Consider the following 14,407-nt stretch of genomic DNA (forward strand, 5'->3'; position numbering starts at 1 on the left):
GAACTCTCGCGGACTCGTTTTCAGAAAGTCAGAGGAATAAATCGGGCCGGCGTTCGTTTCGTCCATTGGCTTTGATTTCCCTTCTTCTTCCGCTTCGGCATCGTCGGACCTGCTCGCGCTTTCCACGCGCTGCGGGCGACGCCGGCATCCTGCGAGTTTGCTTATGAAAAAAGTCATAGTGACATGTGCTTTTGTTGTGTCTGTCCCTGCCGCGCACGCGCAAAGCAGCATTACCTTATACGGCATCATTGACGAGGGCTTCGAAGCAATCAGCAACGCACCTGTTGCCGGCAGCAAAAGCGGCCGCAGACTGTTCCGACTCGATGCCAACAACGGGCTGAATGGGTCCCGTTGGGGACTCAAGGGATCCGAAGATCTCGGCGGCGGCCTCAAGGCGATCTTTACGCTCGAGAGCGGCTTTGAACTCAACACGGGAAATCTCGCGCAAGGCGGCGATGAATTTGGCCGTCAGGCCTTTGTTGGGTTGTCGAGCGACCGGTATGGCGCCGTGACTCTCGGGCGGCAATATGATCCCATCATCGACTACGTCGGCATTTACGAGTTCGGTGATTCAAATCTTGGCTCGGACCACGCGGCACATCCCGGCGACCTCGACAATTTCAACTTCACACGTCGCCAGAACAATTCAGTCAAGTACCAGAGCCCCAACTACGGCGGTTTGAGTTTCGAAAGTCTCTATAGCTTCGGCGGCGTGCCAGGCTCGCTTGCAACCAACCAGGCGTACTCTTTCGGAGCCCATTTCGTGAGAGGCCCGCTTGGGATGTCCGTGGCATATTCACACGTCAACAATCCGGCGGCGTCCTTGTTCGGGAGCAACCCAAGCGATACCGCGACTTCGAACGGGCTGACCGCGAGCCCGATCTACAGCGGCTATGCGTCGGCAAGAACTTACCAGGTAGTGGCGGCCGGCGGTTCTTACAGGTTCGGACACGTCGTCGTGGGCGCGACCTATTCAAACATTCGCTATTCGAACATTACCGCGCTTAGTGGCAGCAGTGCGGATTTCAACGACGCGGAAGTCAGCCTGCAGTACCTGATTGCCCCGGATTGGTCGGTTGGAGCGGCCTATAACTTCCTGAAAGGGAACGCCGTGACTCAGGCCATTGGGGGCGCCAAATACAATCAGCTCTCCGCCGGTGTGAATCACGCGCTCTCCAAGCGCACCGATGTCTATATTTCAGGTGCATGGCAGACGGTTAGCGGAGACGACTCGACCGGGCACGCGGCGGTCGCGAACATCGCCGATTTGCCACCTTCTTCGAATCGTCATCAAGCGGTCGCTCGGGTCGGAATCCGGCATAAGTTCTAGACTTACTGTGTGATCCGCCAATGCGGCCCGCCGAAAGCCGTTAAGTACCGGGCAAGAATGTCGGTATCGCCGACGCTATCGACGCTACACGACCGGCGAAAACGCCACGCCCATGGAAAAGTTGACCGCGACGGCCGTCATAATACGGACCGCGCGGTTTTCTTGGGCTCTGTCGCATTAACGCAGGCGAGGTAAAAATTTCGAGGCGCACGAAAATGCTCTGGCCACACTATGAAGAAGGCAATGACGCCTCGAACGACGCTTGCTCTCGGATATCGCCAAGGTTCCGAAGCGGCGGCACTATCCGCTTGAAGTGATCCTGCTATGCGCGCGATGGGAAGCTCGCGCGTCTCGCCGGCGTCGACCATCTGCATGTCGGCGGAATCGACAGCAAGTTTTATCAGGCGAACGAAGAGGTGACGCAGTCAATCAAGGACTACCTCACGCCGATGTTCGGCGGCTATACGGTGATGCCGGCGGTGTCGTCCGCGCAGTGGGCCGGCTCGGCCATCACCACCTATGCGGCAACCGGCACCATCGATTTTCTGCATATGGCGGGAGGCGGCATCATGGCGCATCCGCATGGCGTCACGGCGGGGGTGCGCAGCATGCAGCAGGGGTGGGAAGCGGCGCTTGCGGGCGCCGACCTCATCGAGTACGCGAGCTCGCGGCCTGAATTGCGGGCGGCGGTCGATAAATTCGGCAAGTAGGCTGCAGGCGCCGCTAACAGATACCGGCGTCGACACCACAATCAGCAAAACCGCAGCCAGCGAGAGCATGGCGTGTTCGGACGGAAAGAACAATCGTCCAACTACCGGGGCGACGAACAGCAAGACGAACAGATCGAACAAATCCAGTGCCCAACCGAGGCACGAGGCCACTACTGCACCCATCACTTGCCGCTGGTTTACCGCGGGCAAGGCGGCGCCATTCTGCGCTGCTACGGACATCGTCATCTCCTTGAATTTCAGCGGGACGTCTTTTGATCGTCCCTGTTTTAAGGCACGTTCTGGATTGCGTGCTGGTAGTGTGCTAAAAAAGCTTTATCGACCGGCCACCGGGAGCGCCGTCGTGCTCGACGCTGAGCTCGGGTAACCTCGCGCGAGCATCGCGTCGGCGATCTTTTCGGCCATCCAGGTGCTGAACGCCGCGCCGTTCGATGCAACGAAGGACACCACTACCCCGACCAGGAAAGCTTGATGAACGCACAACACTGGATCGCCGGCACGTGGACCGGCACGCCGACGCAGCCCGCAATCGACCCGGCCATCGGCGAGCCGATCGGACTGTATGCCGATGGAGGCGCGGCAGAGGCGGACGCGGCGATTGCCGCCGCGCGCGCTGTGTTCGATCGCACCACGTGGGCACAGGACGCGCGGCTGCGGCAAAACGTGCTGCTCGACTGGGCCACGGCGCTGGATGCAAAGCGGGCAGAACTGGCGACGCTGATGGCGCGCGAGAACGGCAAAGCGATCGCGCAGGCGCACGGCGAAATCGGCGCGGCGATCTCGGAGGTCCGCTATTACGCGGGGCTTGCGCGCCATTTGCCCGGCATGGCCGCGGCCGCCGACAGCATGAAAAAGCTTTCGCTCGAACTGGGCGGCAAATCATGCTGCGTGGTGTTCGATGATGCCGATGTCGCCGCGATCGCGCCGCGCGCCGCGTGCTCGTGCATGCCTCGAAAGTGCAGCAGATGCGCGAGCAATTGGCAGCCGCGCTGGCCGCGCTGAAGGTCGGTCCGGGAAGCGACGCGGCGACCGATATCGGCGCGCTGATCGACCACCGCACCCGCGATGCGGTCAATGCGACGATCGAGCGGGCGTGCGAAAGCGCGGACCGTGTGCTGCTACGCGGCGTGAGCCGCGGCAACGCGTTCCTGGCGCCGACGCTGGTCGAGCATGGCGATCCGAAAGCGTTTTTCTGTCAGGACGATCTTCGGGCCGTTCGTCACGCTGGAGACCTTCGAAGACGAAGCCGAGGCGCTCAGCAAGGCCAACGATACGGTGTTCGGTCTCTCCGCGAGCGTATGGACCCACGACGTCGCGCGTGCCTATCGGATCGCTCGGGCACTGCGCAACGGCACCGTGTGGATCAACGACCACAACCGGTTATTCGCCGAAGCGGAGACCGGCGGGTATCGGCAAAGTGGCCTCGGCCGTCTGCACGGGTACGATGCACTGGCGGACTTCACCGAACTGAAAGACTTCTGCTTGAATGCGGGCGTGCCGGAGCAGTTGGAAACGGTGGGCCCGTAGGCGATGCCGCGCGAGCCGCACGGCCGGAAACGTGCGTCGCGGGCCTTTTATCAAAGCAGCCGTCACGGAAACGCACTTAATGCATGCCGATTCTGTCCTCTCTGCCCAGCACGGGACCTCCGGCATGAGAGTTCTCGAATGGCTGAAGACGCCGCCGGCGCGACACAGCCCGACGACGCTTACCGAAACCGTCGTGAAGGTTCGGTTCCTCAAGAACTCGGTGCGCACACGTGGGTACTCGACGCCGTGCCGATCGAAAAGCAGCGTGCATACGCGCAGCGCATCCACGCTCGCCGTCCTGCGAAGGTTCGTGAACTCAAGGAATCGACCCGCACATTGAGCTAATTTTTTTTCCTGGGGGTCACGCTGTTCGAGTTGACGGACGCCCTCCTCCCTCCTCTGTCAGGCAGGACGCAGGGTCTCGGACCTTGTGCGGCAGGCCTACGACCGTACGGTCCGGCAGGCACGCTCGGCTGTCGAATACCGGCAACAACTGCTCGCGATCAAGGCGTTGGTTTTAGCACGAAAAGGACGAATGCCCCTTCTCAGGGTCTTCGGGCACGACGTCTAACACGCAGTTAAGGGGCGCTGTTTCGTCAGGTTCGATGATGGCAGCGAGACCAGCATATGAGCCGGCATGGCGCTCAAATAACGCTAGAAGTTCAGGGCGTAGTCCGTCACCGCTTTGGGCTGCGAGAGCGTGAAGCGAGAGAAATGGCAACATGGTTAAACTCCAGTCAGTGAAAGACGGGGACGCGGTGTCGATGAAAGAATTGACGTATCGCGGGCCTGCGAGTTTGAGCATGGTTCGAGCGTACCGTGCGGTGTTCGCCGACCTCGGCAACTGCCGGACCGAATCTTCAGGTTATGGCAGCAGTCCGGTACCAGCACTCCGTTTCTTGCTATCTAATCCCTTGTGAAGGCCCAATTGGGCCGCTTCGGTTGCAGCGCATCGCAGTTAGATATCGGGTTGCTGGCTTTCGCACGCGTGAAGACGCGCGGAGGCAGATGCCGGTTCATCGGGCGTAACCAGAAGCAACGCGAACCGGGCGCCTATGCGTCGACCGCTAGCGCGATCCGCTTCGTGTGCCCTGCGACGACGAAAGCGCAGTCGGCGCCGGGCCAAACCGCGCCTCAGCATAAGGCTCGATGCGCGCTGCCGACACCGGCTTGCCGATGAAGTATCCCTGCGCGGCATCACACCCGAGTTCCCTGACGAGAACGAGTTGCGTTTCGGTCTCGATGCCTTCCGCGACCGTTCCCATGCCGAGCGCGCGCGCGAGCGCCACCATCGCTTCGACCATCGCGCGTGCCTGGTGACAGGTCTCCTCGACGGTGAGCCCCTGCACGAACGACTTGTCGATCTTGATGCGATCGACGGGCAGCTGTGTAAGGTACGCGAGGCTCGAGTAGCCGGTGCCGAAGTCGTCGAGCGAGACGGTCACGCCGAGCCTTCGCACGGCCGAAAGCGAGCGCGACGCCGCGACGAAGTCGCTCATGATCGCAGTCTCCGTCACTTCGATGTCGAGTACGGAAGCGCACACGCCCGACGCCTCGGCCGCCTCCGAAACCAGTGCGACGAGATCGCAATTCTCGATCGTCGTGGCCGAGAGATTGACGGCGATCTTGAACGGCATGTGGTCCGTTGCCTGCCATTGCGCCGCCTGACGGAACGCGAGGCGAATTAACCATTCGCCCGTCGCCTCATAGGCTGGCGATTCAAGCAGCACGTCGAGGAAGTGGGCCGGCATGAGCAGGCCCAGTTGGGGATGGTTCCATCGCAGAAGCGCCTCGGCGCCGTAGATACGGCCCGTGCCCAGGTCCAGTTGTGGCTGGTAATGCAGTTCGAACTGATGCGCAGCGCTCGCGCGTTCCAGATCCGCGCGCAGCCGCAGGCGATGCGAGAGGCGCTGCGCATCCTCCTTGCCGAACGACCACACGTGCGAGCCGCCTACGCGCTTCGCGTGATACATCGCAGTGTCCGCGTTGCGTAGCAACTCGCCCGCATCCGACGCCGACACGGGGTAGCGCGCCACGCCGATGCTCGCGCCCACCGATGCCCGCACTGAAGGTGTCTGGATAGGTTCGCGCATGCGTAATATGACGTCGCGCGCAACACGCGCGGCCTCGCCCTCGGGCGCGTCGACGAGGAAAATCACGAATTCGTCGCCGCCGATACGCGATGCATGGGAGCGTTCGGTGAGCAAGTCCGAAAGACGCTCGCCGACGACACGCAGCACTTCATCGCCCGCCGCGTGGCCGAACGAATCGTTGATGTCCTTGAAGCGGTCGAGGTCGATGAAGAGCAGATCGACGGAATCGGCCGCGCCTTCGTCGACGAGACGGTTCAGGCGCATCAGCAGTTCGCGCCGGTTGATGAGCCCGGTCAGTTCATCGTGCGTGGCTTGGCGCGACAAGAGTTCGGAGGTCGCGTGCGCTTCGGTGACGTCGCGAACCAGCACGGTGACGCCGTCCTCGCATGGAAACGCCCGCACTTCGAACCAGGTACCGAGCGGCGCGTAGAAGTCAGTCGCGGTGCTGGGCAAACCGGTCTCGGCCGCCTGCCGATAGGCCGTTTCGTAGCTCGACCCAATGAGGTCCGGGTATTCGGCCCAGATCTCGTGACCCAGCAGGTCCGTCGACCGGCGCTTCAGCAGTCGCGCCGCGGTGCGGTTAATGTTTCGAAACTTCCACTCCCGGTCGAGCGACATCACCCCGTCCGTGATGTGGTCGAGCACTTGAAAATCTTCCATGCCTTTGTCCCCCTTGATGGACCGGTGCCACGGTCCCACGCTATGTCTGAAGTCGCCAACATTGCGTATCGTAGGAGGATGGACAGTGTTTGTGAACTGAAAAGCTTCGCCGAGCAGGGACGCCACCTGATCAGATCTGCCTGCTCCGTCGCGTCGGCAAGACGCCACTGCTCGATGCTGAGCGAATGCAACAGGCCCGCACGAAGTCCGGCGATCTTCTACGACTCGGCCGCGACTGCTTTCCTGTAGCTGCCCGGCGCCCACTTCCCAAGATCGGGTGGGCCACGTGAAGCTCCACTGGTGTGACACATATCGGACAGGGCATCGCATCAAGCGCTGCGAAGTGCGCTACGCCCTCATCGAGCGCACCGAGGCGTTCGAGATCGCTCCAATACTTCCGGTCAAGCATCGCCGGGGAATGGCTGGCTCGCGTCGCATCCTTGCGCAGTGCACCCGTTGATTCGACAATCTGACCGCGAACGTCACGCAACTGAGAGGCAGCCACCGGTTGAATCCGCCAGGCGAAAGCGGTCATCAGCTGCTTCCTCGGTTCGTACGCTTGCTTAAAAAATCGAGCAACAATCAAGTCGTTCAGCGGTCGAGCCCTTCGTCGCTCATTCCCATCGTCTGAAGCCATCAAACAGCGTCATGTACACAGCGCCCATTCCATCGAGCTTGCCCCGGGCCTCTTCGTCCGGTGTGCCGTAGACAACAAAGCCAGCCGGCGTTACGAGTGACATGAACCTATCTGCGAAGCGTCCGAATGTCTGGTCGATGTGCGTCACGACAGCCGCCGAGTCGCGGTAACGCTCAAAAACGTGAACCGTGCTCTGATCGGAACTTACGCTGTACTCGTATGCGAGAGCGCCCGCTTCCTTCCTGGTTTCAGCCACGATTTCCACGACCAGCTTCTTAAACTCGTCAAATCGTCCAGGCTTAACGGAAACTGTGAAGATCCAGTAAATTTCTTGATGCATTAAATTCCCTCCTTGCAAAACGATCCGTGCCGGTCTGCGCTAGCGCAAACCAGCGGCGGAATGTTCAGTGAATATGACTGCCGCCATTCACGTCGATCGTGGCACCTGTCACATATCCGGAAAGGTCGGATGCGAGGAAAAGACATGCACCCGCAATCTCGACCGGTTTCCCAGCGCGCTGCAACGGGATACTCGTTTCGATCTCTTTCTGCCTCTCCGCAGACATCCCATCCAGCATGGCCGTCTCGGTCACTCGTCGCGATCGTGCCACTGCGTTTCAATGATCCGGACGTGTTGTTAGCGAACGCGTGCCCTGACCAAACTCCCGTCTGCCACTGGGCGGCAGCAAGGTTGCGACGAGCTTCGTCAGAAAGCGCTTGATCAGGCGTTACCTGACCGCCTGATCTGACCGTTTTCGCCGCAGCGTTAAGCGCCGGGAAACGATTGAGCGGGCTCGTTGACTCCGACCAAGACGTCATCGGTGAAATTAACAAGATAGCAGTCATGGCGATCGCGAGCGTTATTTTTTTACTTTGTGAATTCGTAATTTTTAAAATCTGACATCATGTCGTCAAGCGCCTCCAATGCAGCTTTATTCGCAAGGGCGTTTGTGCAACCAAGAGTTGTGCAATTCGAATCCGTTACCGTGTGCATGTATCGGTCTCTTTGCTGAATTTTTGAACCAATAGGCCGCATGGTGGCAACCGCCCATCCCACGCCGATTGTGGAACCGGCGCCCCTTGACACTGCCGCATTTGTTTCAAGCACTATTTCATATTTGTTTGAATATTTGCAAAATCCATCGGGTACATGGTCACCGATTTCGGTGTCAATAATATTTTTACGTTGGCCTCTCCATAGTGCTGCCAGTGAAATTCGCAAGCATCAACTCGTTGAACTCCGGAAAGAAGCAATGCTGATAGAGTAAGTAAGCGAAGAGTGGGAATGGCAAAGGTAGGCGAGAGTTCGATCCAATCAATCTGGTGGGCGGCGATGAGCAAGAGGAAGGGTCTGGAGGGGTTGTTCGATGGCCGGCATTTTGATCGGGAGATCATTGTTCTGTGTGTGCGCTGGTATCTTCGCTACAAGCTCAGCCTGCGCGATCTGGTCGAGATGATGGCCGAGCGGGGATTGTCGCTGGCACACACCACGATCATGCGTTGGGTAAAGCGCTTTACGCCGGAGTTCGTCAAGCGCTGGAACCGGTTTGGCATACCCACTGGCCGGTCATGGCGTGTTGACGAGACCTATCTGAAGACTCGTGGCAAGTGGGTCAATCTCTACCGGGCGGTAGATCGGGTCGGCCAGACAGTGGACTTCATGCTCAGGGCAAAACGCGATGTGAGCGCGGCCAAGGCCTTTTTCAGCAAGGCCATCAAACATCAGGGCCAGCCACCGGAGACGATCACGCTCGATGGGTATGCCGCCTCGCACCGGGCCGTGCGCGAGATGATCGCTGACGCTCTGCTGCCTGAGGGAACGCAAGTGCGCTCCTCGAAGTATCTGAATAACGTGATCGAAGTGCGACACGAGGTCGCTTACAGAAGTTGTTCTCCCTTCTCGCCATATCGAAGGAGAGAACCACCGGTGTCACCCGGTGAATCCAGGGGCCTGAATCAAGAGCGGCTCTGACAACGTAACGAAGCGCCGCAAGGCGCGGGGTATCAATCGCGAGAGGCGTACCCTTCTGGCAGCCATACGCCGGATGAGTGCCAGATAGTCGGTATGGTGAAAACATTTGAATCTGCAGTAGGGTCGTTACGTTGAACGAGCGGAAATGGCTATTGCGCTCGAACCAAAACGGTACTGGAGGTGGGAACAGCGTCTTTCGATTACGCGTTCGTGACCCGCATACCTCCCGGCCCAGAGCAGGCACCTAACCCGACGTACTTCCATAAGCGGAACGTGGAAACCCCGTATCGCTCCCTTCGGGACAGCAGGCTGCGAGGTCTGCCCATGGCGGTGCGGGCACAGGATCGGGGAAAAAGCGAATGCCCGGCTGTAATGGACGGGATACGGGTTGCAACATCACCCGACGCGAAAGCGGGCAGACTTCCTCGTGGTCTCTCCTCACCAGAGAGTTTGCAGAACCATCTAAACGGAAGGAAAGCAAATGAGCGCAGCAACACGGGCGCGTGCACCTTCGGGCGTGGCGTGGAACGGCATCAATTGGGCCGATGTTCAACGTCAGGTAAGGAGGCTGCAATCGCGTATGGTGAAGGCGGTACAGGCCGGCCGCCATAACAGGGTAAAAGCACTGCAATGGCTGCTGACCCATTCGTTCAGCGGCCGTGCATTAGCCGTGAAGCGGGTGACTGAAAACAAAGGCAGGAACACCCCCGGTGTGGACAAGGTAACGTGGAAAACACCGGTGGCAAAGGCCAACGCGATTGCGTCGTTGAAGAGGCGGGATTATTCGCCCCTTCCACTTCGGAGAGTTTTTATTCTGAAGAAAAACGGTAAGACGAGGCCGCTCGGCATACCCGTGATGAAATGCCGCGCCATGCAGGCGTTACATCTGCTGGCGTTGGAACCCGTTTCGGAAACCACCGCCGATCTGAATTCTTATGGGTTCAGACCGGAACGCTCTACTGCTGACGCTGGAGGACAATGCTTCATTTCTCTGGCAAAAAAGGCGAGTGCGGAATGGGTGCTGGAGGCCGACATCCAAGGCTGTTTCGACAAAATTTCCCACGACTGGATGATCGCCAATATCCCCACGGACAAGGTGATTCTAAAGAAGTGGCTCAAAGCGGGATACGTGTATCAAAACGAACTCTTCCCCACTGACGCCGGCACCCCGCAAGGGGGAATTATTTCCCCGGTGGCAGCCAACATGACGCTCGATGGCCTCGAAGCTATGCTCGCGGAAAAATTCCCGCGAGCGAAGCAGAGAGGACTGAAAATGAACATGGTGCGTTACGCGGACGACTTCATTATTACCGGCCACTCGAAGGAGTGGCTGGAACATGAAGTCAGGCCGGCAGTAGCTGAATTCCTGGCGGAACGCGGGCTGGTCCTATCACCAGAAAAGACCAGGATAACGCACATCAAGGATGGGTTTGATTTCCTCGGATGGAGCATTCGCAAGTACAACGGCAAGCTACTGATGAAGCCGTCGAAAGCGAACGTCAAGGCACATCTTGACAAAATTCGTGAAATCATCAAGGCCAACAAGACGGCTAAACAGGCGAACCTGGTAAAGCTGCTCAATCCTGTTTTACGAGGATGGGCGAATTACCATAGCCATGTCGTCGCCAAGAAAGCCTTCGATCGGGTTGATCACGAGGTCTGGTCAATGCTATGGCGATGGGCGGCCAGAAGGGGCTTTGTTCGGATAGGTATGAGTTCCCATGCTGCGGACGCAACTATAGATTTTTGACGGAAACGGGCCTCCCAAAGGAATTCCACAGGTTAATGATGTTGGCGATGATCACGCCTTCGCTCTCCTGCGACGCGATCTTCTGCGTCAGGAGGGTGGCACCAATGCATCGCTTGATGCGTGAGATCTGCGCTTCGACCAGCGCGCGTACGCCATATCCATATTTCTTGTGGAACGCATAGATGCCTTTCTCATCGATGTATTTGACGATCTGATCATGCCAGCGGGTCTGGTCGTTGCCGTGCACGACGGCGTGAGCCGGCGGTGGAATGACGGGCGTCACGCCCGCGCTTGAGAGCGCTTCGGTGCGCTCGATGCTGTAGTACGCGCCGTCCGCGATCACCCGGTCGACTGGCAGATCCGCCGGCAGGACCGCGTCCATTCCTTCGCTGTCCGATACTTCTGTCGTGGTAATGCTGATCGCGTGAATTTTCATCTCCCCGTCGATCGACAGATGCATCTTGCGCCACGGTGTTTGCGTCGCCTTCCTGCCGTACTTCTGTTCGTACCACTCACTCGCGCGCCCGAAGCTCAGCCCCGTGCTGTCGACGATCATGCTCACTGCTTCGCCGCGCGCGAGCCGTCTGGCCAATTGCTCGCAGCGCTGCGTGACACTCACCTCGAGCGCCGCGAACCGGTCGCATAGCTGGCCCGAACTGGGCACCGGAATGTCCAGACCCCGGGTCGCCCAGTAGTCTTCCATATACCCCGTGATCTGCCGCATGCCCCAGCCAAACAGCCGGTAGAACGTATAGATCAGCTCGATGTACGCGGTGGTGTAGGTCGGCTCGCGCCCCGACACGCCGGGCGCACGGACTTTCGCGTTAATGAACTGCGCCTTCAGATCGCCATCGGCAACATAGAGGCTGATCATGCCGCGCTTTCTCAGACTCTGGTTGTACGCGCGCGCATTCGTCACCCGGTACCCGGGCTTCTTGCGCTTGCGCGCTTCACCCTGTTTCAGCCTGGCTTTGTATGGCATGATCTGGACTGACTTTATGATGGTGTGCTTCTACACAATCCGCCCAAACTTCGCAATACCCCCCATCCGAACAAAGCCCATGGGCAGGTGCTCTAACAGGCATAGCCAGTTAGGCGCATCGGCTTATACACAATTTCCAGCGTGACCGCCGGCACGTAACTTCTGCAATGTCTTGGCAGCGACATGAACCTCTTTGAGTCCCAGCCAAATAGCTTTCGTGCCGGGTTCGCCATCGCCCTTGCGGCCGAGGAATCCGCCCAGGCGCGCGATCAGGCGCAGCACCTCGTTGAGCTTGGGCTTGTCCGGCTGCTTGACGTCGGTCAGCAAATACGCGCCACGAATTTCATCGACATCGAAGAACAGTTCGGCATCCAGATCGGGGCAACTGCGACCCATGTGCATCAGACGGACGATTCGCCAAGCCACGACCAGAAACAGCGCCAGCGCGCGTTCGAGCCGTTCGATCGCGCCCAGTTGCAGCGCCTCGACCCGGCAACCGTTCTTCAGCACGTTGAACAAGATCTCGATTTCCCAGCGCGCCCGATACCAGTCGATCAGTTCAATCGCTTCCTGCAACGTCGTGGCTTCGCGGTTGGTCAGCAAGCGCCATTCGATCGGCTTGACGCCGCCTGGTGCATCAAACTCACGCGCCACCAGACACGTGGCCGCAACGCTCTGACCAACGCCTGCCGGCAGTTCGATGCGCCGCAACCATACGTGCTGACGCACCTGGCGCGCCTTCACGCCGTGACGCGAGCCCATCGTGAAGGCAATCTCGCCCAGCGGTGTGCCTTCTGTCGTCGCTGTCCATAGCTTGGCTCCCTCGGGCAGCGCGCGGTCGTGGGTCGAGCGAATCAGCCAATCCGCCGGCGTGCCCAACTCCTGCGCCCGCACCATCAGCGCGAGCATGTCTGCCTCGCGATCAGCGACGTACACCAGTCGCGTGTGTGGCAGGCTCGATGCCGTTTCCGCTACGCGCTCGTAACCCTCGATCCAGCGCAGGCTTTCCTTGAGGCCGCCGCGCTGGCCCTGCGCGTCCTTGGGCTCACGCGCCCACATCCATGCGTCGAGTACACCCAGCGGCACCCGCTCAGGCGTCACCGCATAGGTCGGATGCAAATACATCCCGCGCTGCATCTCATAAGACAGTGGCCCAAGGCCCGCGGCCTGCCGGCCGTTGAAATCCAGTTCCGTGGTGTCCTGCAGGCACAACACGACCGACTGAGCGGCCATTCGTTGCTCGGTCTGCCGCCAGTGCGGTTCCAGAATCGCACTCCACTCGACCTCGCCGTTGTCGAAGAAGCGGTACGCCGCCATCGTCTCGCCCCAGCCCCGACACGCCTGCGGCACGCCAGCCGTCGGCTTGGCCGCCAATCGTTCCATCAATGTCCTCGCTCGCTTGTTCAAGCGCGCGTCGCCAAGGTCGAGGTCAGCAAATTCGGTTTGCGTCCAGCACGGTGCTTCCAGGGCCAAGGCGTTCACGCAAAAAGCGAGAGTAAACGCGATGCGCCGAAAGTTTACAAGCCCCCGTCGATCTCATTGCCCGACGACGGTTTGTTCCGGCCTACGGTTGCGGAGGGCTGACTTGTGTATAAGACGATGAGTTAGGCGATGACCACGCCCATAGGGCGTGGATTTCGATTTGTCATTAAAAAGAATATCGCTTTCAGCTATCAAAAGCACAGCTTCATCTCCGCTCCTTTTCCGCGATAATAGGGCGCTATCTAACCTGTGCTATTTCCATGACATATTACATACCGCTCCGTCGCTCATTCGGTCTCGCCGCTCTCGCGTTCGTTTTGCATGGTTCCACTGCGCTCGCGGACACGACGGTGCCCTCACTATCCGGCGTACGCGGCGCCATGCATACTAGTGACGCCCAAAAGATGTTCGATCAATCGATGAACGGTGCACCACAACCCGACGGCTTCGACGCAAAGCTTCCCGCCGGCTTCACCACCGCATTTCTCGTCGAACAGCTGGCGCCGGGTCAGGACGCGCGGAGCGTCGTGTTGTCGGGCGCGAAGCCCTGGCCGCTGCGGCCGAACAGCTACGTCGCCATGATCTGTCTTGCCAACAACCCGGAACTCGCCGCCTCCGCCCTGAAGTACGCACCTCCCTCGTGCGACACCCTCGGCAGCGACGATACAGACCCGCGGCGGGTCTGGTTCGGCGTCTTCGAAAGCAATGGCTCCGGCGCACCGCGGCTCGTGGCGCGAACTGAGGCGCCCGTCGCCACACCGACCGACTGGCGCGACACGAACATCGACCGGCCGGACAAGCTCGACGCGAGCGACACAGGAAGCGAACAGGAGGCCATGCCGTCCAGCTGGTCCCGTTTCGATCTCGCTGCGTACCAGCTCCGCACGGGCGAATACGCGTTCGGCGTGCGCGCAGGATGGAACGAGGGTTACGCCGGGGGCGGTGCGGATTTCGAAGCGCTGTATCTGTTCGTGATCGACGGGAAGTCACTGCGCGTGGTCTTCGCCCAGCCGATGGCTTTCGACAAAATGCTCGCAGGCGATTGGCATAAGGACGGCACACGGAGCCACGATGTGTCGGACGCAGCGGATGCGCTCACCATTCTTCCCGCCATGACCGGCGGCTATCACGATCTCCAGCTTCGGGAAAAAGCCGGTGGAAAGTGGCGGCGCACGTTCAAATGGTCCGCAGCGCAACAGCGATATGCGCCTAATCCCTGAGGGCAGCCGATCTGGGACGACCTGTG

The 14,407-nt window shown here is 59.7% G+C and carries 10 protein-coding genes and 5 pseudogenes; 8 read left to right on the plus strand and 7 right to left on the minus strand.

Features of this window, described 5'->3' with window-relative positions:
• Positions 1 to 163: 163 nt before the first annotated feature.
• Both P0D84_RS48455 and P0D84_RS48460 read left to right on the plus strand, forming a co-directional pair.
• Entirely contained in the window at positions 164 to 1,330 is a 1,167-nt protein-coding gene (locus P0D84_RS48455) for a porin (protein ID WP_408351628.1), read from the plus strand.
• 350 nt (positions 1,331 to 1,680) lie between these two features.
• A pseudogene (locus P0D84_RS48460) lies at positions 1,681 to 2,040 on the plus strand (RuBisCO large subunit C-terminal-like domain-containing protein); the annotation flags it as partial.
• Between the two features lie 44 nt (positions 2,041 to 2,084).
• Here the strand turns inward: P0D84_RS48460 and P0D84_RS48465 are convergent.
• A pseudogene (locus P0D84_RS48465) lies at positions 2,085 to 2,280 on the minus strand (MFS transporter); the annotation flags it as partial.
• A 249-nt stretch (positions 2,281 to 2,529) separates the two neighbouring features.
• Between P0D84_RS48465 and P0D84_RS49220 the strand changes: the two are divergent.
• From P0D84_RS49220 to P0D84_RS49165, 3 genes and pseudogenes are all read left to right on the plus strand, one after another.
• Positions 2,530 to 3,200, plus strand: a pseudogene (locus P0D84_RS49220) (aldehyde dehydrogenase family protein); the annotation flags it as partial.
• Between the two features lie 28 nt (positions 3,201 to 3,228).
• The gene (locus P0D84_RS49225; protein WP_494478253.1) at positions 3,229 to 3,585 is read left to right on the plus strand and encodes an aldehyde dehydrogenase family protein; all 357 of its coding nucleotides are present in this window, start codon (positions 3,229 to 3,231) and stop codon (positions 3,583 to 3,585) included.
• Positions 3,586 to 3,685: 100 nt separating this feature from the next.
• Positions 3,686 to 4,102: pseudogene (locus tag P0D84_RS49165) on the plus strand (Tn3 family transposase); the annotation flags it as partial.
• Positions 4,103 to 4,652: 550 nt separating this feature from the next.
• On the opposite strand, the gene P0D84_RS48480 reads toward P0D84_RS49165, so the two are convergent.
• The 4 genes from P0D84_RS48480 to P0D84_RS48495 form a co-directional block, all read right to left on the minus strand.
• Positions 4,653 to 6,338: a putative bifunctional diguanylate cyclase/phosphodiesterase gene (locus P0D84_RS48480; RefSeq protein WP_408351634.1), complete on the minus strand. Its 1,686-nt coding sequence runs from the start codon at positions 6,336 to 6,338 to the stop codon at positions 4,653 to 4,655.
• A gap of 614 nt (positions 6,339 to 6,952) precedes the next feature.
• Positions 6,953 to 7,315, minus strand: coding sequence for a putative quinol monooxygenase (locus P0D84_RS48485; protein ID WP_408351637.1), 363 nt, complete (start codon positions 7,313 to 7,315; stop codon positions 6,953 to 6,955).
• Between the two features lie 64 nt (positions 7,316 to 7,379).
• Positions 7,380 to 7,568 carry an SDR family oxidoreductase gene (locus P0D84_RS48490; RefSeq protein WP_408351640.1) on the minus strand — a complete coding sequence of 63 codons (189 nt, stop codon included), beginning with the start codon at positions 7,566 to 7,568 and terminating at the stop codon, positions 7,380 to 7,382.
• A gap of 275 nt (positions 7,569 to 7,843) precedes the next feature.
• A complete protein-coding gene (locus tag P0D84_RS48495; RefSeq protein ID WP_408351643.1) occupies positions 7,844 to 8,197 on the minus strand; it encodes a hypothetical protein in 354 nt (117 codons plus the stop codon).
• A 111-nt stretch (positions 8,198 to 8,308) separates the two neighbouring features.
• Between P0D84_RS48495 and P0D84_RS48500 the strand changes: the two are divergent.
• Both P0D84_RS48500 and ltrA read left to right on the plus strand, forming a co-directional pair.
• A pseudogene (locus tag P0D84_RS48500) lies at positions 8,309 to 8,887 on the plus strand (IS6 family transposase); the annotation flags it as partial.
• A 541-nt stretch (positions 8,888 to 9,428) separates the two neighbouring features.
• The gene (ltrA, locus tag P0D84_RS48505; protein ID WP_459252241.1) at positions 9,429 to 10,697 is read left to right on the plus strand and encodes a group II intron reverse transcriptase/maturase; all 1,269 of its coding nucleotides are present in this window, start codon (positions 9,429 to 9,431) and stop codon (positions 10,695 to 10,697) included.
• Here the strand turns inward: ltrA and P0D84_RS48510 are convergent.
• Positions 10,684 to 11,679, minus strand: a complete 996-nt coding sequence (locus P0D84_RS48510) for an IS5 family transposase (protein WP_408351649.1) — start codon at positions 11,677 to 11,679, stop codon at positions 10,684 to 10,686. The two genes, ltrA and P0D84_RS48510, sit on opposite strands and share 14 nt — an antisense overlap.
• A gap of 123 nt (positions 11,680 to 11,802) precedes the next feature.
• Positions 11,803 to 13,152 (minus strand): IS4 family transposase, encoded by a 1,350-nt coding sequence (locus tag P0D84_RS48515; protein ID WP_459252212.1) that lies wholly within the window; start codon positions 13,150 to 13,152, stop codon positions 11,803 to 11,805.
• A gap of 389 nt (positions 13,153 to 13,541) precedes the next feature.
• Between P0D84_RS48515 and P0D84_RS48520 the strand changes: the two genes are divergently transcribed.
• Positions 13,542 to 14,381, plus strand: coding sequence for a hypothetical protein (locus P0D84_RS48520; RefSeq protein WP_408351652.1), 840 nt, complete (start codon positions 13,542 to 13,544; stop codon positions 14,379 to 14,381).
• The last annotated feature ends 26 nt before the right edge of the window (positions 14,382 to 14,407 follow it).

Origin of the sequence: Paraburkholderia sp. RL17-337-BIB-A (assembly GCF_046025895.1) — a bacterium.
GTDB lineage: Bacteria > Pseudomonadota > Gammaproteobacteria > Burkholderiales > Burkholderiaceae > Paraburkholderia > Paraburkholderia fungorum_C.